Source organism: Flavobacterium haoranii (assembly GCF_009363055.1).
In the GTDB taxonomy this organism is placed as follows: domain Bacteria; phylum Bacteroidota; class Bacteroidia; order Flavobacteriales; family Flavobacteriaceae; genus Flavobacterium; species Flavobacterium haoranii.
Genome location: NZ_CP045292.1, coordinates 1,842,581 through 1,866,447 on the forward strand (window position 1 = coordinate 1,842,581; position 23,867 = coordinate 1,866,447).

Annotated in this window: 17 protein-coding genes and 1 pseudogene; all 18 read right to left on the minus strand. The window is 31.3% G+C overall.

The genetic code is table 11. The features are described from left to right. Complete coding sequence (locus GCU34_RS08860) at positions 1-627, minus strand: SCO family protein (RefSeq protein WP_072783182.1); 627 nt, start codon at positions 625-627, stop codon at positions 1-3. A gap of 1 nt (position 628) precedes the next feature. Next, complete coding sequence (locus GCU34_RS08865; protein WP_072783181.1) at positions 629-1,324, minus strand: hypothetical protein; 696 nt, start codon at positions 1,322-1,324, stop codon at positions 629-631. A gap of 71 nt (positions 1,325-1,395) precedes the next feature. Beyond that, on the minus strand, positions 1,396-1,746 hold the full coding sequence (locus GCU34_RS08870) for a cytochrome C oxidase subunit IV family protein (RefSeq protein WP_072783179.1): 351 nt from the start codon (positions 1,744-1,746) through the stop codon (positions 1,396-1,398). A 20-nt stretch (positions 1,747-1,766) separates the two neighbouring features. Next, on the minus strand, positions 1,767-2,738 hold the full coding sequence (locus tag GCU34_RS08875) for a cytochrome c oxidase subunit 3 (RefSeq protein WP_072783177.1): 972 nt from the start codon (positions 2,736-2,738) through the stop codon (positions 1,767-1,769). A 46-nt stretch (positions 2,739-2,784) separates the two neighbouring features. Then, on the minus strand, positions 2,785-3,378 hold the full coding sequence (locus GCU34_RS08880; protein ID WP_072783176.1) for a cytochrome c oxidase subunit 3: 594 nt from the start codon (positions 3,376-3,378) through the stop codon (positions 2,785-2,787). A gap of 2 nt (positions 3,379-3,380) precedes the next feature. Further along, on the minus strand, positions 3,381-4,283 hold the full coding sequence (cyoE, locus tag GCU34_RS08885) for a heme o synthase (protein WP_084656855.1): 903 nt from the start codon (positions 4,281-4,283) through the stop codon (positions 3,381-3,383). 149 nt (positions 4,284-4,432) lie between these two features. Further along, positions 4,433-6,352 carry a gliding motility protein RemB gene (locus tag GCU34_RS08890; RefSeq protein WP_317040807.1) on the minus strand — a complete coding sequence of 640 codons (1,920 nt, stop codon included), beginning with the start codon at positions 6,350-6,352 and terminating at the stop codon, positions 4,433-4,435. Positions 6,353-6,545: 193 nt separating this feature from the next. Then, positions 6,546-7,289 carry a deoxyribose-phosphate aldolase gene (gene deoC, locus GCU34_RS08895; RefSeq protein ID WP_072783172.1) on the minus strand — a complete coding sequence of 248 codons (744 nt, stop codon included), beginning with the start codon at positions 7,287-7,289 and terminating at the stop codon, positions 6,546-6,548. A gap of 76 nt (positions 7,290-7,365) precedes the next feature. Beyond that, positions 7,366-8,139, minus strand: coding sequence for an energy transducer TonB (locus GCU34_RS08900; RefSeq protein ID WP_072783171.1), 774 nt, complete (start codon positions 8,137-8,139; stop codon positions 7,366-7,368). A gap of 104 nt (positions 8,140-8,243) precedes the next feature. Then, complete coding sequence (locus GCU34_RS08905) at positions 8,244-8,984, minus strand: energy transducer TonB (protein ID WP_072783169.1); 741 nt, start codon at positions 8,982-8,984, stop codon at positions 8,244-8,246. Between the two features lie 52 nt (positions 8,985-9,036). After that, positions 9,037-9,402 (minus strand): VanZ family protein, encoded by a 366-nt coding sequence (locus tag GCU34_RS14400; protein ID WP_152378428.1) that lies wholly within the window; start codon positions 9,400-9,402, stop codon positions 9,037-9,039. Further along, positions 9,371-9,751: a glycine cleavage system protein GcvH gene (gene gcvH / locus GCU34_RS08915; protein ID WP_072783167.1), complete on the minus strand. Its 381-nt coding sequence runs from the start codon at positions 9,749-9,751 to the stop codon at positions 9,371-9,373. Before gcvH ends, GCU34_RS14400 begins: the two co-directional genes overlap by 32 nt. A 64-nt stretch (positions 9,752-9,815) precedes the next feature. Beyond that, positions 9,816-17,036, minus strand: coding sequence for a T9SS outer membrane translocon Sov/SprA (gene sov, locus GCU34_RS08920; protein ID WP_449403952.1), 7,221 nt, complete (start codon positions 17,034-17,036; stop codon positions 9,816-9,818). Positions 17,037-17,079: 43 nt separating this feature from the next. Continuing rightward, a complete protein-coding gene (gene ruvA, locus GCU34_RS08925; RefSeq protein WP_072783165.1) occupies positions 17,080-17,661 on the minus strand; it encodes a Holliday junction branch migration protein RuvA in 582 nt (193 codons plus the stop codon). Positions 17,662-17,699: 38 nt separating this feature from the next. Continuing rightward, positions 17,700-19,985 carry an NADP-dependent malic enzyme gene (locus GCU34_RS08930; protein WP_072783163.1) on the minus strand — a complete coding sequence of 762 codons (2,286 nt, stop codon included), beginning with the start codon at positions 19,983-19,985 and terminating at the stop codon, positions 17,700-17,702. A 60-nt stretch (positions 19,986-20,045) separates the two neighbouring features. Further along, positions 20,046-20,971: pseudogene (queG, locus tag GCU34_RS08935) on the minus strand (tRNA epoxyqueuosine(34) reductase QueG). An 11-nt stretch (positions 20,972-20,982) separates the two neighbouring features. After that, complete coding sequence (gene ruvB / locus GCU34_RS08940) at positions 20,983-22,005, minus strand: Holliday junction branch migration DNA helicase RuvB (protein WP_072783159.1); 1,023 nt, start codon at positions 22,003-22,005, stop codon at positions 20,983-20,985. A 65-nt stretch (positions 22,006-22,070) separates the two neighbouring features. After that, positions 22,071-23,840, minus strand: a complete 1,770-nt coding sequence (locus GCU34_RS08945) for a cytochrome c oxidase subunit I (RefSeq protein WP_072783157.1) — start codon at positions 23,838-23,840, stop codon at positions 22,071-22,073. Positions 23,841-23,867 lie beyond the last annotated feature (27 nt).

Genomic DNA, 23,867 nt, shown 5'->3' on the forward strand with positions numbered 1-23,867 from the left:
TTATTCTTGCAATAACTTTTTAATATCTTCAATAATGTTTTCAACTCCAGTTTGATCAATTCCATCATAATATAAAATTGGATTTCCGTATTGATCCGTTCTACAACGAATATTTCCTTCTTTGTCTACAAGTGCAAACATTCCAGAGTGTTCAAAACCACCCATTGCTTTTTTATTTTCACCCGCATACATATTGAAACCTTTATTCGCTAAATCAAAAATATAGGCTTTATCTCCAGTTAGAAAATTCCAATTAGGATGTTTTACTCCTAATACATGAGCATGTTCTTTTAAAACTTCCGGTGTATCATAATCAGGATTAATTGTAATGGATACAATTCCAAAATCTTTTTCATTTAAAAACTCATCTTGAATTTTTAACATGTTTTGATTCATTTTTGGGCAAATAGTAGGACAAGTAGAAAAGAAAAATTCAATTACATGAACTTTACCTAAATAATCTTTATCAGAAATCTTTTTATCATCTTGATTAGTTAGTTCAAAACTTGGTGCTGAGCCAATCTCATACAAATCAGATTTAGAATAATAACGTGCATTTATTTCCTTAACTACCCAGATTCCAAAAATTAAAATAATAAACGCTAAACCTATATATGACTTTTTCATCTTATTTATTTTCTAATTCCTCTGTAATTTTATCTCTAAACTCGTCTTTACGAGAATTCTTTTTTAAAGCAAGTCGATATTCTCGCAAAATAATCTTTACATCATCAGACATTTCATTATGAAGATCAGCCGAAGACATAGTATTATAACTTTCTCTGTACTCTTCTTCCCCTTTTTTATTTTTACCTTTTCTACCGCGATGATTAATATTCTTATCGAGTATTATAACATTTGGTGTTCCCAAATTATGATCTAAAGTAGTTTGTAACTTAAATGAATTATAATATTCTTGAATGTCTTCTTTCGATGCAAAAACAAAATGCCAACCCGAAAGATCATCTGATACTAATTTAAATTTATCTAAAATTTCTTTACAATCCTTTTCAGTTCCAATGGGCGCTATCATTACAAATTGAAAATCTTTGAAACCAAAATATTTATTATAAATTTTTTGATTTAAATTAAAAAGGTTGGTTTTATTCTCAAAAACTTCGGCACCAACAAATCCTAAGATGGTGATTTTATCTTTTAATTGAACAGTCTCTCCGTCAAGAGTTTTCCATGTTGCTGGAATTTCTTTATTACTTTCCGATAAAGTAGGCAAAAACAAAGCGTTGTGTTTTGCAGAAGAAAAAATTAAATAAGTAACTATAGGAAATATAAAGAGAATTATTAAGACAATTTTATTCTTATTCATTGAGTAATATTTCTCACAAAAATACAAAAAAAAATCCCGATTAAATCGGGATTTTATATGTTAAATTCTAATTAGAATATCCATTTTAAATGTCCATGTTTGTAAACTTCAAAAACATAGTCTCCCTCTACTAAAAGAATAAATGATAAATAAATAATTAAGAAAACTGCAGTCCAAACCACTGATCTTCTAAACCATTTTTTTTCACCTTCCATGTGCATGAAAGCCCAAGTAATAAAATAAGCTTTAACTATTGTTAAGATTAAGAAAATCCAGTTAAGTGGGCTAGTTCCTAAAACACTAGTCATATGTAAACTATCTGGTTTAACAATACCTAATGCTACTTCAACAATTGTAACAAGAGATAAAATCCCAAAAACAACCCAAATTCTTTTTGTATTTGATTCGTGTGCGTGTGCCATAATCGATAAATCTTAATAAATTAAACTAGGTAGAAGAATGTAAATACGAACACCCATACTAAATCGACAAAGTGCCAGTATAATCCAACTTTTTCAACCATTTCATAACTTTTTCTTTTCTCGTAAGTTCCTAATAATACATTAAAGAAAATGATTACATTAATTACAACTCCAGAGAATACGTGGAAACCGTGGAAACCAGTAATAAAGAAGAAGAAGTTAGCAAATAATTTATGACCGTACTCATTTCGAACTAAATTAGCACCTTCAACAACATATTTTGCATCGCCTAATCTTTTTAAAGATTCCTCACGATTTAAAACTACTTTCTTTTTATCTACAATTTGCTCAGTTCTTATTAATAAATCCGGGTTTGCTTTAAATCCTTCAACAATTTCATTCACTGAGTATGAAGGCAAATTAGGCTCACTCATGAACCAAACACCTTTATCACGGCTTAAATGTTCTCTTTCTTCTGGTAATACCTTTGCAAATTCAGCTAAAGAAACTCTCTCACCTTCTTTAGTTACAAATTGTAAAATTGATCCTCCTTTAGTTTCAATTGCACCAAACTCTCCATTGATGAAATTTTTCCACTCCCAAGCTTGAGAACCTAAGAATATTAAACCTCCAACGATAGTTAATGCCATATAAATTGCAACTTTTGTCTTCTTTAAATGATGTCCAGCATCTACAGCAAGAACCATAGTTACTGAAGAAAAGATAAGTATAAAAGTCATCAACGCCACATAATACATAGGTGCATCTACACCGTGTAAAAATGGAAAGTGCGTAAACACTTCGTCTGCAATAGGCCAAGTTTCAATAAATTTAAATCTTGAAAAACCATAAGCTGCTAGAAACCCTGAAAATGTTAATGCATCTGATAAGATGAAATACCACATCATCATTTTTCCATAGGTTGCTCCTAATGGTCCTGGACCGCCATCTAATATTGCGTGTTCATCATGAGTAGTAACTGTCGCTCCCATAAAATTTTTAAGTTGTTAAAAAGTTCCCAAATTTATTATTTTTTTTCTATTTGAAAAAATAGAAAAATAAAAACAAATATAACCAAATAAAATCCATAAAGTGCCAGTACATCGCACTTAGTTCAATACCAAGGGTTTGAGTTGGTGTATATTTTTGTTTAAAATGATTATAAATTACAAAAAAAAGCGAGAAAAAACCGCCAACAAGGTGAGCAATGTGAACAATAACAAACGCATATAAAAACGAAATTGTTACCGATCCTGTTGGCCCAGTTGGCACTAATCCTTCTGTAAATAAAATACTGAATCCTTTAAATTGAAAAATTACAAACAAGATTCCCAAGCCTAATGTCGCTAATAAAAAAATCATTCCTTTAGGATTATCTCCTTTTTTTACCATTTTTTTAGCCATCCAAAAAGTTAAACTACTTACTAATAGCAAAATGGTGCCATACAAAAAAGTATCGGGCATTTCAAAATTTTGCAACCAATCTTTTCTCGATTTACTAACCACAAATCCGCTTGTTAATCCTGCAAAAATCATGACAATACTTATCATGGCAAAAATCAACAACATTTTATAGGTTTTACCTTTTTGAAGGTATAGTTCTTGTTCTTGAGTTGTTTTAATATTTTCCATTTTTATCTTAAAAACTTATCTACAATATAAACAATTTGCAATAGCGTAATATAAGAAACACTTACAATCATTAATTTTCTAGCCGCCATTTTATCCATTTCTCTATACAATTTTAAAGCATAATAAAGCATCCAAAATCCTAAAAGCACTACAATTACTGCCGAAATTTTAGTTAAAAACAACTTACCTGTAAAACCGAAAGCTGGAATTATTGAGGCTAAAATTGTCCAAATAGTATAGAATATAATTTGAAACGCTGTTTTCTTATCTTTTTTACCTGTAGGCAACATAAAAAAACCAGCCTTTTCATAGTCTTCATACAAAAACCAACCGATAGCCCAAAAATGTGGAAATTGCCAAAAAAACTGAACTATAAAAAGTGTTCCAGCCTCTATTCCAAAATGACCTGTTGCAGCAACCCAACCTAACATAAAAGGTATTGCTCCTGGGAAAGCCCCAACAAAAACAGACAAAGGCGTTTTTGTCTTTAAAGGCGTATATAAAAATACATACATAAAAATAGAAATAGCTCCAAACATTGCTGTTTTTGGATTTACTGCAAATAAAATTGATAATCCCAATACAGTTAAAACTATTCCTAAAATTAAAGCATTTTGTGTTGAAATTAAACCTGCAGGTAATGGTCTATTTTTGGTACGATCCATTAAAGCATCTAAATCTTTTTCAATAATTTGATTGAAAACATTTGAAGCGCCAACCATACAGTAACCACCCACTACAAGCAACAATAAAGTTATCCAAGAATTTTGATTCCAATATTCTAAACCAAGCACAAAACCAGCCACAGTAGATATTACAACACTAATAGACAATCTTGCCTTAGTGATAGCAACAAATTTTGAAAAAAGAGTTGGTTGAGATATTGTGTTATTATTAGAGCTCAAAACAGTAATAAACCTTATTTTTTATTGGGCGCAAAGATACTAAATTAGTGAATAGTAATCAGTAAATAGTTCTTAGTTTTTTTAGGGACACTTTATAATATTTGATAAAATAAAAAAATCCTACAATTGCTGTAGGATTTTTTAGTATTTTAATAATCGAAATACCAGTTAAATAAATCGCTTCTAATTCCAACAGAAATCCAAGTTGTGTTAGATTTAACTGTTGTTGCAGTTTCAGCCGTTGGATCAAAATTACGATATAAGAAACTTCCGAATACTTTTAAGTTAGATGAAGGATTTACTAAATAACCTAATTGTAATTCGGTAATAAAAATATTGGTCTTATTTCCTTGAGCAATTGTAACACCTGTGTCTCTTGGACGATCATCGTTATAACTTAAAAATATATTTCCTCCGTAATTATAATTATCTGTTCCATCATTAAAATCAAATCCTTTTTGTCCAAAAGTCACTTTCATTTCTCCGTAATATCTTCCTTTATAATATCTAGCAATTCCAACTAATTCTCTGAAGTTACCGCCCCATTGATGCCCCATACTTAAATTGTTATGTGCATAATTTGTTAACGGATTACTATGCGAATAAACATATGGTCTTACATGATTATATTCTAACTGAAGCGTTAAGTTTTTAACTTTAAAAGCATCGTAATATTTAGCTCCTAATTGGTAACCAAATTTATTTTTCCAACTTTTATCTCCTGCTTTAACATCTCCAATTGAAAACTCATCTAATAAAAACTGACCGTATAAATTTACTTTATTGTTCCATTTATATTTAGCTGTGGCACCTAAAACAGCATTTCCTGCTTTAGATGAAGACGAGAACTCAACTGCTCTGTAAAAAATAATTGGATTAACAAAATTCACATCAAAACCTCTATCATTAGTATTGGTCCAAACTACATTTTCAAATAAACCAATATTTAATTTTTTAGAGACATTATAACTTAAATAATGACTTGCCATATATTTAGTAGCATAAGTTCCATCTACAGTAACATCTGGACGAACATCTTTTAGCCACATATATGTATTGGTATATTTAATTTTCCAAAAAGTAGTATTTATTTTAAAATAAGGATACGGACTTACCCCATCTCCTTGTAATAAAGAACGATATCCATCACCAATAAAATTTCTTCCATAACCTAATTGTAAGTCAAAAATTTCACTTGGTTTAAACTTAATATTAGCATCTGCCATTGGAAAATCGTAAGCGTCATCTTTAAAACTTTTAGCAATACCAATACCAGGAATAATCGCAGGGTTTCCACCTGATGGTTTTATACTTTCCGAATAAGCATTATAATAATCTGCAAAACGTCCTTGACTTTCATAAATAGATGCTGAAAATGTAATTTGTTGTCCTAAACCACCTTGCACATTTAAACCTCTTGTATTTACAAATGTGTTTGAAGCTTCACTTTTTGTATCTTTTCCAATTCTAAAATCTACAATTGGATTTAAAGTAAACCAATAATTTTCTCCTTGAATAGCAATTAAGTTTTCGTTCCAAAATTTTCTTCCCAACCAACTTTCTTGTGTTTTAGCTAATGACTGATAAACTGCTTCAAAATCATAATATTTTGCAACTTCTGCATAAGAATAGGGCTTTGTTGCCGTATGATTATTACTACCCACTTGGTTTATTAACGCGTCGAAAACCGCATAATTTTGATGAGTAAATGCTAAATTTAAAGAACTCTTAAATTGAGGATTGTCGAATTTCTTGTAATTTTTAGCTACATCTTCAAATTCAGTTAACTCTTTAGAATTATCAATCAACTCTTTATTAGTTCTATCTTGACCTTTATTAAAATCTGTTTCTGCTTTATACTTTTTAGGTTCTTGTAACGGAATATCAATTTTTAAATTAAACTTTGCATAGGTTTTTCTTCCAGAAAAAGTTGCCGGTTTTACTTTTGGTAACGATGCAAATATTCTTTCTGTTTCTTTTTTCAAATCATCTGTTGGAGCATCGATATATAAAGGTTTAAAAACACCTGTTGTATCGACTTCAAAAACAGCATTAATAGTTCCTTTCACCTTATTATCAGCTTCAGAAACTTTAAAATTTTGAAAAACAAATTGCTGAATCGTATTATTAAAACACTCTTGTTCTTGTTCTACAGCTACACTTTCGCATTCAGAAAATATAGGAAAATGTTAATTTTTTTCTTGAGCAAAAACAACATTTGACAAAACAATTAAACTAAAAACTACTAAAAAATTTCTCATATTAATAATCCGATTCTGAAACTTCTCCATTTGCTATAGCTTTTGCAGAAGAAGTACCAATTCTTTTTACACCTAATTTAATCATTTCAACCGCTTCTTCATAAGTTCTTACTCCGCCTGCCGCTTTTACTGGAAGTGGACAAGAATTTTCTATCATCAATTTAATTGTAGCAACAGTTGCACCATTTGGCTTACCTTCTTCTGTTTTATAAAATCCTGTTGAAGACTTTACAAATACATTTTCATAAACATTTTCTTTGAAATTTGCTATTACTACATTTTTAATTAATGCTGATAAACGCACAATTTCTTCATTTGTTAAAGCTGCAACTTCGATTATCCACTTTACAATTTTACCTTGAGCCAAACCAACTTTAGTACATTCTAAAACTTGATTTTTAACATAATCAATTTCACCTCTTTTGAATGCTTCATAATCTACAACAAAATCTAAATCATCAACATTATCTTCAATAGCTTTGTTGGCTTCTGAAATTTTTTCTTCAACCGAGGATTGCCCGTTTGGAAAATCAATTACAGTTCCAACTGTTACTTTAGAATTAGCATTTTGAATCATTTCTTTAGCTAATTTTACAAACTCAGGACGAATCATAATTAACTTAAAATCGTTATCAATTGCTTCTTGAATTGCAGCTGTTACAACTTCTTTATTCTCTTTCTCCGACAAACCTGCTTGAGCGGCTGTTTTTAAATATGTTGAATCTAAATATTGCTTGATATTCATTTCTATTTTTATTAGATGGTAAAAATAAAAAAATCCCAACGAATTGGGATTTTTTTGTGTTATTAATTTATTTGTTTTAATTCAATCTAAATGAAACTGGAAGTGTATATTTTACTTTTACAGCTTTTTGTCCTTGCTTCGCTGGAATTAATTTTGGTAATTTTTTTATTGCTTTAATAGCCGCTAATTGCATTTCAGGTGTAGCTCTTTTATTGTCTAAAGCTTTTACGTTAGTAATTTCACCTTTTTCGTCTATAATAAATTCTACTAAAGCAGTACCTTGTTTTCCATTTTCTAGATCATCACCTGGATATACAACATTTTTTATTACTCTTTTAGACAATTGTGTTTCAAAACATTCTTTTTGTTCAGCACGAGAAAGTCCTTTACACTCTGGAAACATTGGCAACTGCTCTACTGAAAAAACTGTTTCAAATGGTCTACTTAAAGGAACTTCAGTAATAGTAGTATTATTAGTTTCTGTAGGAGTATCATTGTTATTAGTTGTATCTGTAAAATTATCTTGAGTTGAAGTATTATTACTATTTGTTATTACATTATTATCTTTTACTTCAAAATCGTTAACTACATCTGGCAATGTTTTTGCCGGAAGAGGATTTTTAATTATAGGTTCGCTAGCTTGTGGCAAGCGCTCAATAATTCTATACACTTTATCTTCTGGTTCATCATCGATACCAATTGTCGGAATTACTGCTGCTACTTCATGTTTAATTGTTTTAAACTGAAATTCTAAAATAAAAAGAATTACCAACATAGAACCAATTAATCCTAATTGAAAATAGATAAAACTATTTTTACTTCTAGACTTTAAATTTGCATTTGTTTTCATAATGTATAGTATTTAATTGTTAACAACTCTTTAACAGTTAACATTATACAATATGCATGCCAAAAAAAATCCCTCCGAATTTGGAGGGATTTTATATAATTAAATTATTGTAATTTAAATGTAATTGGTAAACCATATTTAACTTTTACTGGTTTCCCTCTTTGTTTACCTGGAGTAAATTTAGGAAGCTTTTCGATAATTCTTTTTGCTTCTTTCTCAAGATCTGCTCCTCCTTTAGGACCTCTCATTTGGATATCAGTAACATTTCCTTGTTTATCAATAACAAACTGAACTACTACACGTCCTTGAATTCCTTCCTCAGCAGCGCTTTCTGGGTAAGTAAAATATTTTTTAATGTGCTTGTTCATTTGCTCATTAAAACATTCCATTCTTTTTGCTTTTGGTACATTTTCACAACCAGGGAACAATGGAATATCTTCAATAACTGCAAAAGGAACTTCAGCATCTAAATCTTCTAGAGCATCTCCTCCAGTACTTCCTACATCTGATGCTTTAACAACCACAACTGGTTTGTTTTCTTGCACTTCAGTAGTTTCGATTTTTTTCTCTTCAATTTTAATTTCATCCTTAACCACTTCGATAACTTCTGGAGCTGGCGGTGGTGGCGGTGGTAATTGTTGAACAGGAGGTAATGTTATAATTGCTTCTTCGTCATCTACAACTAAATTGTCTGTTACAAATCCTTCTTCTTTTTCTTGAATAGGATCCATTGACTTTAATTCAATACCCAAATAAGACAATAACAAGATCGCCATTAATCCTACTTGAAAATACAGCAAGCTATTTCTTTTCGGGTCAACATTAGGATTTTTCTTTAATTCCATATTCTAAATTTTGAGGTGCTAATATAGTTAATAATAGATTTGTTTAAAAATTTTAGGTTATTTTTTTTATAAAAAGTAAAAGTAAACCTAGTAAAGCTCCAAATGTATTTGCTAAAACATCGAAAAAATCTGCCGATCGCGTTTCTGTAAACACACCCTGAAATATCTCAATAATTATGCCATAAAGAATTGCAAATACAAATACTTTAAAAAAAGTTTTAGAATTCTTTGTAAAAGCATTTCCCCACAAAAAAACAAAAACAAAATAAAACATTGCATGCGTTATTTTGTCTTTATTTTGGATTGAAACCGAAGGTAAATCATTTACGCTAACCAAACAAAGAACAGTAATGAATAATGTCCAAATAATAGCCAGCCAAAAAAAATTACGCTCCGATAAGTGCTTTATAATCTTCACTCGAAAGTAAATCTTCTACTTCTGCAGGGTTATCTATTTTGATTTTAATCATCCAACCATCTCCATAAGGATCTGAGTTCACTTTTTCAGGTTCTGTTTCTAAATTTTCGTTGAATTCGATAATTTCACCTGTTAATGGTAAGAATAAATCAGAAACTGTTTTTACTGCCTCTACAGTACCAAAAACCTCATCTTTATTTAAAGTTTGATCTAGTGTTTCTACTTCTACATATACGATATCACCCAATTCTTTTTGAGCAAATTCAGTAATTCCTACAGTTGCAACATCTCCATCAATAGAAACCCATTCGTGTTCTTTAGTGTACTTTAAGTTTGAAGGTATATTCATTTTGTATTGTTTATTATTTCCGACAAATGTAATTTAAAAAAAATAATTTTTAAAGCGTCTTTTGTTAATTTCCGAAATTATATCGCAATGTGAATCCGCCTCGAATATTTGTTATTGGGAACGAAGTTGAAATTACTGCTTTTGAGAACTGATGATCGTAAAATAATATAGCCGTTAAGTTTTTACTAAACGAGTAATCTGCTGTGAACTTGATTGACCATAAATTTTGCCCACCTGCTAATTCACTATTATCATAATCTAAATAACGAACTATAGTTGTATTTTTTCTTAGAGTAAAATCGGCTTTTAAGTTGATATCGCTTTTAATTACGCCCATTGGGTTATCAGCTAAAGTTGAGTTTATCGTTACATCTTTAATTCTATAGCCCAATCCTAATGTATATTCGTTTCCACTAACTTCAGTTAATAAGTTATTATCGAAACTCATATTTAAAGTTCTATCTTTTTTCATTTCAGCCAAAACACGAATCGAGTTCTTCATTTCAAAATCAACACGCATCAACGGATTAAACTGCTCGGTTAAATTCACATTTGAAACTAATGTTTTAGAATAGAAATTACCATTAGCATCTAGCGGTGTATTGTTTAAGTTTGAAGTAAATGCATTAACATTATAACTCGCTCTATAACCATGTTGTAATGAGAACCTTTTAAAAGTATCTTTAAAGAACTTATAACGCATTAAACCTGTATATTTAATATTCCAGTTTGGTAACGGAACATTTTTAAAGATCCCTGTTGATGTTTTAGCGGCATCGGTTCCAGTGTAAGCTGCTAAAAATGCTGGCAACAATACTTGTTGACTATTTCTACCGAAACCAACTGGATAACCATTTACATCGACAGGGTAATTATTATTTCCGTAATATTTTTCAGCCAATCTATTTGCAACTATCAATCGATTATCTCTAAAATCTTGGAAAGCTTCAGAGAAATTAGCATCACTTTGTTTGAATGAAGTTTTAATTAAAATGGTTGAAATATTAAAATTACCAGTATTATATGGCGAACGAGAATTATATTGCCCATTTACCACATCAAACTGTTCTGAGTAATTTTCCATATACATTCTTTCACCTGTTAAATCAATCTTTAAATCAGGAAACACTTCTAACTGCGCCGTAAAATTCAATTGTTTATTTTTTACCTGAGTAAAGTTTTGATTGAATTCTGGATATTCTGTTAACCAACCTCTTTTTGCCGCTTCATAACGAACATCAGATTGACTACCCATTACGAAACCTAGAGTTGGCCTAGAGGTTCCAAAGAAACCTAAACCTGGTAAATAACCTGGCAATACAGTACCGTTTGTTTCTTTGTAAGTACCTTGTATATTTTTAACACTCATTAAAACTCCTTTTAGACCTTTAACAAATACATTATCTTCTTTTTGAGTGTTATTTTTATTTGTGGCAGTTACTTTTTGTCCTGGTTTTGGAGTTGCATTTTTATTATTTGTAGGTGCGTTATTTTTCTTTTTATCTTTTAATAAACCAATATATCTATAAAATATATCCATATTTAAGTTCCCGTTCAAAGTATGAGAGCTTGCATTTTGAATGGTATTTCCAAGATTCCAAGTAGTACCGCTTTCGTCAACAAAATTTGCAAAAGCATCTGTTGCTCTTTGCCAATTATAATCTCCTGTATAAGTATAATTTGATTTTAAAAATGATAAAAATGGTAATTTATTTAATGGCAATTCATAATTAACCACAATTTGTTGATTGTGCTGATTAGACTGACCAATATCCCAATAACCATCCCAAATATCTAAATTGTCATCTACAATACCATTAGCGTCAAAATAATTACGCACAATATTATTTGTAGCAGCAGTATAATTTACTTTAAGTGATTTTGTAATGTTATAATTAAATCCATAGTTATAATTAAAGAAATAATTTCTTCTATATAATGGATCTAAACCTAAGCCTTGTACATCTACTAGGCGAAATTCTTGTCTGTTATACTGTCTAATAATATTAGAACTAAACGAAATATTATTAGGTAAAAAGTTGAAATTAAAATCCTTCAAAATTTGATAATAACGACTTTTTGATAATTTTTTTGATTTTTTCAGCGGTTCTATACTTAGTGGTTTAAAACTATAAGCATAATCAACCGCGGTTCTATTTTGTTGATCTAGCAAACTTTCAATTTCATAATCATGATGTTGCATTTCATTGAATGAATATGATAATGTTAAATTCTCTACATCATAAAAATGTTGTTTTTGCTCTGGTGCTCTTTCTTTTTTAACACCAATAAAATTAATACTTGTTCTTTTTGTGTAGTCAATCGCTCTATTTTCGATATTAGCTTTAGTAGCAGCATCTGTTGTATTATCTAATAACTGTTGCAACTCAATATCTTGATAAAACGGATCATATTTAGGAGTTATAGTTTCTTCTCCAACCGCATAGTTGAATGGTAAATTAATTCCCCATTTTTTTGGCAATAATTGTCCTAAATTAAAATTGGTCACCAAATCATATTGAAACATATCTTCTCTACTTCTCTCATTTGGACCTTGTTCTAGGCCTCCAAAACCAATAGTACTTATCCTTGTTGTTGCAGAAATATTAGCAAAATCGGCAATATTTGTATCTAAACTAGCAACCGCAGCATAACCGCCTTTATTGTCCATATCAGACAAACGAAGTTCATTAAACCAAACTTCACCACGAATTACTTTTCCTGTAGTATTGTTTTTTAATCCGAGCATAATAGTTCTTACTAAACCAAAATTAGGATTACCTTTAATACCTATATTCATTCTGCTATTAGAAGAACCTAAATCCTGCTCATTTAAAAATCGAATTCCATTTACATCTAGAGCAACAGAATTAGGATCACCAATAATTTTTGATTTTAATTCAGTTAATAATTTTAGTGGTAATTCAATTTCATTCTCAACCGGCCAAACTTCCTCAGGAGTTCTAGATGAAGGACTAGAAACTTTTAAAGGCATCTCTACCTGATAAAAGTTTTCTGTAAAATCGTTACCAAAACGAATGAACGCTACCATTTCGTCATCAAGCAAAGGTTGATTTTCAGGTGTTGGAAGCGCCTCCGCATGCAAAAACATTCTCAGTTTTTTAAACTGACGCATATCTACGTTTACATTCTTAAAAACTCCTCTTGCATCATTGATTTCTAAACCGTTATTATAATTCCCATTAGTTAAATCACCATCATAAACTCTTAAAGACAAAGATTGTTCATTTTGATTGATTACAGTATTGTTATTATATAATTGTTCTCTTGTAACCCCCGGAGGTGTAACATACGGAATTGGAGTTCTATCTGAATTTTCTTGAACATTTAACGAAACAACATCAAAACCAGTTCCATCATTTGTTGGATCAGCATCATTTGCATCTAAAGTATTTACATAACGTCTCCATTCACCACGAACTAAATCTAAAGAACCAAAACGCAATGTAATTTCGTCTTTAAAGCCAGCCATATACATTCTTATAAATCGTATAGAACGTAAATCTTCTATTGGCCCAATTTTTCTGTCTGGATCAGTTGTCCCAATTACTTCTTGTATAGGAATTTTATATAAAACCCATTGAGCTGATCCTGTTGTACCATTTGGCAAACTTGCAGGTCGCTCTCTGGTATCCACAACATAGTTTTGACCAACTTGTGGATTTGGCACCAAAGGAACTTCATAGATATAATATGAATTGATAGTATTCATAGTGTTATCTCTATTAATGTCTTCAACATCAGGATAAGTGGTATTTCCTCTATTTGTATCGGTTACATTTACTGGAGAGTTTCCTTCATAGCCATTATAATTTTTATAGCGTTCAATAACACCACCTGTAGCACTTAAATAAAACTGATAATTATCGGCTGCTGGATCTGAATAAGTAGCATAATCTGTATATTTTAAAGCTTCTTCAGCATCTAATAATCCATCAAAACCAGCATCTTGTACATTTCTATTATTCTCATTTGTATCGAATGCATAGATTAATGATTGAGAAGAAGGAATTTGCCCCCATTCAGTTTGAATAGTTGGAGTTGAAGAACCTGCTTCTGGCAAACCATTTTCATATAATTTTCTTCCGTCTTTTAATATATCTTCAGAGATTTCTCCTAAGTTAAACACTAACTTCCCTGTATTTGTTGGATCAACATAATCATCAGGATTGCCATTATTGTAATAAGGATTCATCATCCAGAATTGTATATACTCTACGTTTGCTTGTTCAAAATTTGTAGAAGTAATAGAACGCATTATTCCTCCCCAGTTATCAACAGCCTGAGTATCATTAAAAACTCCACCATTTGAAGCAATAACATTGTTAAAATTGTAAGGTCCTCTTTCTTTTGGGTAATACGTTAAATCTAATGTATTTACTACAGTTGCTTGTCCTTGAGCAATATCAGTGTCGGGATAAAGTTCACTGTAATAAATTCTTCTAACTCTATTTAAAGATAAATCGTCATTTGAAATACCTCCAGGTGTTTGGGAATAAAAAACTGGGTCTATGGTATACCAAGACAATTTTGCTCTTTTATAACCAATACTTAAGTCATCGGAAGCAGGTTCGTCATTTGTAGGAGTATTATCATAATTATCTTCCAAAGGCACACTTGACAATGTCCACGCGGTAGGTGTTCTTAAATCTATTGTTGATTGCGACCCTTCAAAATCATCTACATAAGTAGTTGCTTCACCATTAAATTGATCTGCTTTTGAGGCATTAGGTAGTAAGTAAGCAATTTCACCTCTAAATGAAAGATTAGACGGAACATCAGTATCTATATTTGGCAATTTATTAACCATTCTTGTTAAGAATGGAATTTCAGTAGAAAAATTAGTATTTACACCAAAAATAGTATTGTTTACGGATTCTTGCCCGTAGTTGGATTTATTTGTAAAAGGTCGTTCAGTTAATCTTAATAAAGTAGCACCAACCAAGAAATTTTTGTTAAACTTATGCTCTACATTTACTCCCCAAAAACGTCTTGTTTGTTGCCCAAAAACAGAATTATTTTCGAGAGAAATTTCAATTGGTGTATTTGAAGCTTGTAAAGATGGATCAAGAAATTGTACCGTTCCCATTTGGTAATTTACTGTATAATCTACACCTTCAATTAAAACTCTACCACCTGCAGTTACTACAACTGAGCCTTGAGGTACATTAAAAGCCCCTATTGAAATTCCATTACCTCCTGTTGATTTAAAACGACCTCTTAACTTAAATTTATTTTTCTCACTTTCTTGTAAAGAAGCCGCTTGCGTTTTTGTATATAATGTTCTGAAAACATATTTTGCTTGATTTTCATTATAAGCACCAATATTAGATGGGTTGTTATAATCCTCTGTTGGAGCTCCAGTACTTAATTTATCAAATAATAATTTACCAAATGGTTCTTTTGTAGTAAAAATAATCCTACCATATTGAGGATCAATAGTAATACCTGGAACATAATCAAAAAAACCATCTCCATACCTATTATTCTCTGGGTCATTTGTATTATTTAATTGATCTACATTAAACACTTTTAGCAAAGGAACGTTATCTACATCTGCTGGCAAATTTGGTGCTGAAGCAGATGCTTTAGTAATATAGTTTAATGGTGAAGGGTCAACATATAAAATGTTTAATCTAAAATCGTCTTGTTGTAATTGATAGGCTCCCGGAACTTGATAAATGTTTTTCATCATTAAGTTCCAAACTGGCATTGTGTAATCTATTCCTCCAACAGTATTCTTAACGATTGTTAAGTTACTTTTTAGCATTTTTAAAATTAAAGCTTGTGTTGTTGGTACTGCTACACCTGTAGTACTATTTACGTTAGTTGCATCAATACCATCTGTACCAAATTCTCCAACCTGATACACTTCATCTCCAATTGTATATTGAAATGCAACCGCTAAAACTTCATCATTTTGAAGCTTTTGATTTAATGAAATATAACCTAACTGTGGGTGGTATGAATATTCTGATGCAGATAATTTTCTTGCATTTTCTAATTTAGCATAATCGGTTCCTTCTTCCATTCCTGAAATATTGAAACCATTATTTGCTGTTGCGACCTCTCGAATATTATTATTTAAAAAATTACTCCCAATATTATTTGGATTAAACTGATTATTCTTATTATCTGTGGGAGTGCCTATTTGTGTTGAACCAAAAAATCCCGGCTGAGCACCCAAATCCATAGCTACAATTTCTTGTGAGTCTAAATTATTGAGTGGTCCTTCACCTAAATCCTGAAGCGCAACAATGTTCCTAATATTATTTTCGGTTGTATTTATTCGATTTTGCTTATTCGTTACCCAAACTTCTAAACGCGTAATTTGAACACGACTATTCACATAAGGATAATTTTCTAATGCTTTATCATATTTATCTCTAAAATATTGTGATAAGAAAAAGTGACGATCAGCATCATAATCTAAAGCGAATAATTCGAAGTCTTGTAAAGTTCCACCACCTTGAGAAGTTACGGTTTTCGTTTGAGATTTTTGCTCAGAGAAAACTCCTGTAACAGTAGTTTTACCAAATTGTAATTGCGCTTTTACACCAAATAAACTTTGTGCTCCACGAATTAATGAATTGGATAAAGGAAAACTTACGTTACCTACTTCCAATTTTTGTAAAATATCGTCTTCATTAGAAAAATATTCTAACTTAATCATATTTTGGAAGGCAAAAGTAGACTGCGTATCGTAATTGATGTTTACACCAAGTCGAGTCCCTACTTTTCCTTGCAAGCCCATACTTATTCGCTGGTCAAAATCGAAAGTTGTCGTTTTTCTATTTCGAGGTGAAAATGAAGGATTATCTTGCTTGGTAAATCTTACTCCTAAATCAATTTCAACCGAACCTGTAGGCTTAACATCAATTGTATTGCCACCAAAAATTGTTTCAAAAAACTTAGAATTTACATAATACCTTGGTAACAAATCTTTTTTAGCTTCTTCGGAACCATCTTTTTTCCCATCTATTGCTGCCGATTTCTCTTGATAATATTTACGCATTTCTTCACGCAACACTAACTCTTGATATTGCGCTGGAGTTAAAACAATGGGATAATTAATATTAAAATCATCAACCGTATTACTGTAAATATACATATCGGTTACAGGATCATAAGTATAAGCCTCAACTATACTCGAAGGGTTTGGAACGTCCAATTTTCCAAGATCGACTCCAGTTTTAATACTATCTTGTTCTTCTTCCACTTGAGCGAAAGTCAAAACAGGAAAGAGTAAAAGTAATTTTAATATATTTTTAAATTTCACAAAGAATTTATTGTTAATTTGTTCCAAATTATAAACTTTTTAATGCTTGCTTAATTAATTGTTCTACAGAGGCATTTGGGACATCTCTTATGATTTTTTCGATAACTTTTTCAGCAGATTTTCGGGCAAAACCTAAAACCTCTAATGCAGATAACGCTTCATCTTTGTTTGTATTGTTTGAAACCATAGAAACGTCATCTAAATCATAAATTTTTAACACTTTATCCTTCAAATCAAGTATTACTCTTTGCGCTGTTTTGGCTCCAATTCCTTTTACTCCTTGAATTGTTGCTACATCATTTGAAGCTATTGCTTGAATAATATGAGACGGTGCCAATGAAGAAAGCATAGTCCTAGCTGTACTTGCTCCTACACCCGAAACTGAAAGCAATAATTTAAATAGTTCTCTTTCTTGTTTTTCAACAAAACCATATAAACTATGTGCATCTTCTTTTATTTGAAGGTAAGTATATAATTTAATACTCTCACTATCTGGTAATAATGAAAATGTATGTAACGAAATATTAATATGATAGCCAACACCTCCACAATCTATAACTACATCTGTTGGTGTTTTTTCTACTAATCTTCCTTGAATATGTGCAATCATATTTTCTTAATATTGCGTTAAAAATAGCAAAAATTATTTTACTGTTTATTTCTCTTTCTTTCTTTTTCTTGAGCATCAACAACAGCAACGGCTGCCATATTTACCATTTCTTCAACACTTGCTCCTAATTGAAAAATATGAACAGGCTTATCAAGCCCCATCATAATTGGGCCAATAGAATCCGATTTATTTAATTCTTTCAGCATTTTGTAGGTAATGTTTGCTGAATCTAAATTTGGAAAAACTAATGTGTTTACCTTTTTATTAACTAATTTAGAAAAAGGAAATTTACTTTTTAACATATCAGGATTTAGTGCAAAATCTGTTTGAACTTCTCCATCAACAATTAAATCAGGATAGTACTTATGTAAATATGCAACTGCTTCTCTAATTTTTTTAGGATTTTCATTTGAAGATGAACCAAAGTTTGAAAAAGAAACCATTGCAATTACAGGTTCCATACCAAACATTCTTACTGTTTTTGCTGTCATTAAAGCAATTTTTGCTAAATCTTCAGCTGAAGGATTTGGGTTAATTGCAGTATCTGATAAGAATAATGGTCCTCTACTGGTCATCATTAAGTTAGTTGTAGCAATTCTACTAACTCCATGTTGTTTGTCAATTAATTCCATTACTGGTTTCACAACTGAAGGATAGCTTCTCGAATAACCCGTAACCATAGCATCTGCTTCACCTTCGTTTACCATCATTAAAGCAAAATAATTACGTTCACGCATCCATTTTTCTGCATCTAATTCGGTTACTCCTCTTCTTTGTCTAAGTTGCCATAAAGATTTTGCATAACGTTTTCTAGTTGCAACTTCTTCTTTTGTTTTAGGATCAATAATGGCAACTTTAGCATCAAAACCAATTTCTTCTTTTAATTCTTGAATAATTTCTTTGTCACCTAATAAAATTGGAGTTCCAATTCCTTCCTCATAAACAATTTGTGCTGCTTTTAAAACGTCTAAATGATCTGCTTCGGCAAAAACAATACGTTTAGGTTCTGTTTTAGCACGATTCATCAATAATCGAATTAACTTATTATCTGAACCAAGACGTTCTAACAAATCTAATTCATATTTATCCCAATCGTGAATTTCAATTTGAGCAACACCTGAATCGATAGCAGCTTTAGCTACAGCAGGCGCTACTACTCCAATTAATCTTGGATCAAAAGGTTTTGGAATTATATATTCTCGACCAAAATTTAATTTAGTTTCTCCGTAAGCAATATTAACTTGTTCAGGAACTGGCAATTTAGCTAAACTTGCTAAGGCATGAACCGCAGCCATTTTCATTTCTTCATTAATCTTAGTTGCTCTAACATCAAGAGCGCCTCTAAAAATATATGGAAATCCTAAAACATTATTAACTTGATTTGGATAATCAGAACGACCAGTAGCCATAATAATATCTTCTCTAGTATTTATAGCTAATTGATAATCAATTTCAGGAACAGGATTTGCCATTGCAAAAACAATTGGATTTTCATTCATTGTCAATAACATTTCAGGCTTTAAAATATTACCTACTGATAATCCTAAAAACACATCGGCTCCTTTTAGAACTTCTTGCATTGATTGTACTTCACAATCTTTTGCAAAAATTACTTGAGCTCCTGCTAAATCGGTTCTTGAAGTAACCAACATTCCGTCTTTATCAAACATAAAAACGTTTTCAACTTTTACACCTAATAAAACATATAATTTAGCACAAGCTAATGCTGCAGATCCTGCTCCAGAAACTACAATTTTAACTTCACTAATTTTTTTATTTGCCAACTCTAATGCATTTAACAAGGCAGCTGCAGAAATAATTGCTGTTCCGTGTTGATCGTCATGCATTACTGGAATATTAAGCTCTTCTACTAATCGTCTTTCTATTTCAAAAGATTCTGGAGCTTTAATATCTTCTAGGTTAATTCCACCAAAAGTTGGTGCGATATTTTTTACAGTAGCTATAAATTCTTCAATGTCTTTTGTTCCAACTTCAATATCAAATACATCGATATCAGCAAAAATTTTAAACAAAAGCCCTTTTCCTTCCATTACAGGTTTAGAAGCTTCCGCACCAATATCACCTAATCCTAAAACTGCAGTTCCGTTTGAAATAACAGCTACTAAATTTCCTTTAGCAGTATATTTGTAAACGTTATTTACATCTTTTGCAATCTCTAAACAAGGTTCTGCTACTCCAGGAGAATAAGCTAACGACAAATCTCTTTGTGTGGCATACTTTTTTGTTGGTACTACCTGAATTTTTCCAGGAGTTGGCTTTGCGTGGTATAATAATGCTTCTCTGCGTTTTGTGTCTTTATGCATGAATTCTTTTATTAGAACTTACAAAGTTAAAATAACACCCGAAACAAAAAAATTTTAGGCCTACTCTTTTAAAAATAAAATGTTGCGTTTTAGTCCTTCGAATTTTGTTCGTTTCACTGCAGACTTTTGAAAAATTTTTTGAAAAACATCATGAGTTATTTCCTCCCAATCTTTTTTATTGAAGTTTAATAATTCAGGATTTGGCGTAAAAAAGGCTCAGAATTTGGTTTAGAAAATCTATTCCAAGGACATACATCTTGGCAAACATCACAACCAAACATCCAGTCATCAAATTTATTTTTAAATTCATTTGGAATATTATCTTTTAACTCGATTGTAAAATAGGAAATACATTTACTTCCATCAACAACATAAGGCGATACTATTGCTTGCGTAGGACAAGCATCAATACATGCTGTACAGGTACCGCAATGATCTGTTGTTGGCAAATCATAGTCTAATTCAATATCTAAAATAAGTTCTGCTATAAAATAAAATGAACCAACTTTTTGAGTAAGTAGGTTTGAATTTTTTCCAATCCATCCTAAACCAGATTTTGCCGCCCAAGCTTTGTCTAGAACTGGAGCTGAGTCTACAAAAACGCGTCCATTAACCTCACCAATCTCATTTTGAATAAATTGCAAGAGGTCTTTTAATTTATCCTTTATAACATGATGATAATCTTGACCATAAGCATATTTAGAAATCTTATAGGAATCTACATTTTGAATTTCATTTGGATAATAATTCAATAATAAAGAAACAACACTTTTAGCACCATCAACTAACAATCTTGGATCAAGTCTCTTATCGAAATGATTTTCCATATAAGACATTTGACCGTTAAAATTATTATTAAGCCAATTTTCTAATCGGGGAGCTTCAACTTCTAAAAAGTCGGCTTTAGATATACCACAAGAAAGAAAGCCGAGTCTTTTAGATTCGGCTTTTATTAAATGAGCATATTTTTCTTTATTATTAATCAAAATATAAGAAATTAAAACAATTCTCCTTGATTACCAGATTTCATTCTACCAAGATGCTTATAAGCTAACTCTGTAACTTCTCTTCCTCTTGGCGTCCTTACAATGAATCCTTCTTGAATTAAAAATGGCTCGTAAACTTCCTCAATAGTTTCACCACTTTCAGAAACCGCAGTTGCTAATGTTGTTAAACCTACAGGACCCCCTTTAAACTTATCAATGATAGTGGTTAGAATCTTATTATCCATTTCATCTAAACCATGCGCATCTACATTTAACGCTTTTAATGCAAATTGAGCTATTTCAATATCAATTGAGCCATTACCTTTAATTTGAGCAAAATCTCGAACACGTCTTAATAATGCATTAGCAATACGAGGAGTACCACGGCTACGACCTGCAATTTCTATTGCCGCTTGATCAGAAATTGGAACATTTAAAATCGAAGCACTGCGCTCAATGATTGTTGACAAAAGTTCTTTATTATAATATTGTAAGCGACTTTGAATCCCAAAACGGGCGCGCATAGGTGAAGTTAGCAAACCTGAGCGTGTTGTAGCTCCAACAAGAGTAAAAGGATTTAAATTAATTTGAACAGTTCTAGCATTAGGACCAGACTCAATCATGATATCAATTTTAAAATCCTCCATAGCAGAATACAAATACTCTTCTACAACTGGACTTAAACGATGAATCTCGTCAATAAATAATATATCTCGTTCCTCAAGATTTGTAAGTAACCCTGCTAAATCTCCAGGTTTATCTAATACAGGACCAGATGTAATTTTGATTCCAACACCTAACTCATTAGCTAAAATATTTGCCAAGGTAGTTTTTCCCAAACCTGGTGGACCATGGAATAAAGTATGATCTAAAGCTTCATTTCTTAAATTAGCAGCTTTAACGAAAACTTGAAGATTTTCTAAAACTTGTTCTTGTCCAGCAAAATCATCAAATGAAAGAGGCCTTAGTGCTCTTTCAATATCCATATCTTGTGGAGAAAATCTTTCTTTATTAGGATTTAAATTCTCGTTCATATAGCAAATATAAAACAAAAAAACCTTTCCAAAAGGAAAGGTTTTTATATTTAGAAATTAATATCTTAATGATGTAATTCTTCTTCTCCGTCTTGCATTGGAACAACCTGAGGAACGAAGTCTTCAGCATGCCCAGGTTTGCTATAATCATAAGCCCAACGGTGCACTTCAGGTAATTCTCCTGGCCAGTTACCATGAATATGCTCAACTGGTGTTGTCCACTCTAATGTATTAGATTTCCATGGGTTTTGAGTTGCTTTTTTACCGTAGAACATACTGTAGAAGAAATTCCAGAAGAAAACAATTTGGAAAACTGCACCAACAATAGCAAATACAGTAATTAATACGTTAACATCAGCTAAATCATCAAATAATGGAAATGCAGAGTTTGTATAGTAACGACGTGGTAAACCAGCCATTCCAATAAAGTGCATAGGGAAGAATACTCCATAAGCACAAACTGCAGTTACCCAGAAGTGAGCATAACCTAAATTTTTATTCAACATTCTACCATACATTTTAGGGAACCAGTGGTAAACACCAGCAAAGAAACCGTATAATGCAGAGATACCCATTACTAAGTGGAAGTGAGCCACCACGAAATATGTATCATGAACGTTGATATCTAAAGTACTATCTCCTAAAATGATTCCTGTTAAACCTCCCGTGATAAAAGTAGAAACTAAACCAATAGAGAATAACATTGCTGGATTCATTTGTAAATTACCTTTCCATAATGTTGTAATATAGTTGAATGCTTTTACAGCTGATGGAATTGCAATTAATAAAGTCGTAAACGTGAATACCGAACCTAAGAAAGGATTCATACCCGAAACGAACATATGGTGACCCCATACAATTGTAGATAAGAAAGCAATTGCAATAATTGAAGTTACCATCGCTCTATAACCAAAGATTGGTTTTCTAGCATTAGTAGCAATAATTTCAGAAGTAATACCTAAAGCTGGTAATAATACGATGTAAACTTCAGGGTGTCCTAAGAACCAAAATAAATGTTCAAATAAAACTGGAGATCCACCTTGGTAGTGTAAAACCTCACCTGAAATAAAGATATCTGATAAATAGAATGACGTACCGAAACTTCTATCAAAAATTAATAATAAAGCCGCAGAGAATAATACTGGGAATGAAACAATACCAATAATAGCAGTTACAAATAAAGCCCATACTGTTAAAGGTAATCTTGTCATTGTCATACCTTTTGTTCTTAAGTTAATTACTGTAACTACATAATTTAAAGATCCCATTAATGAAGATGCAATAAATATAGCCATAGAAACTAACCAAAGTGTCATACCTAAACCTGATCCAGGAATAGCTTGTGGTAAAGCACTTAGAGGAGGATAAATTGTCCATCCAGATGCTGCAGGACCTGATTCTACGAATAATGAAATAATCATAATTAAGGAAGACAAAAAGAACAACCAATATGATAACATATTCATGAAACCTGAAGCCATGTCTCTAGCTCCAACTTGCAATGGAATTAACAAGTTACTAAAAGTACCACTTAAACCAGCTGTTAATACAAAGAATACCATAATAGTACCGTGAATTGTAACTAACGCTAAGTATATATCGTTACGCATTACACCACCTGGTGCAAAATTTTCACCTAGTAATGTTTTAAAAATACCAAAAGATTGTTCTGGCCATGCAATTTGCATACGGAAAAGTATTGACATAAGTACACCAATAACTCCCATAATTAAACCTGTAATTAGATATTGCTTAGCAATCATCTTGTGGTCAAGACTAAAGATGTATTTAGTTATGAATGTTTCTTTGTGATGACCGTGTTCGTGTGCTGACATAATCTTATTCTATTATTTGATGATATC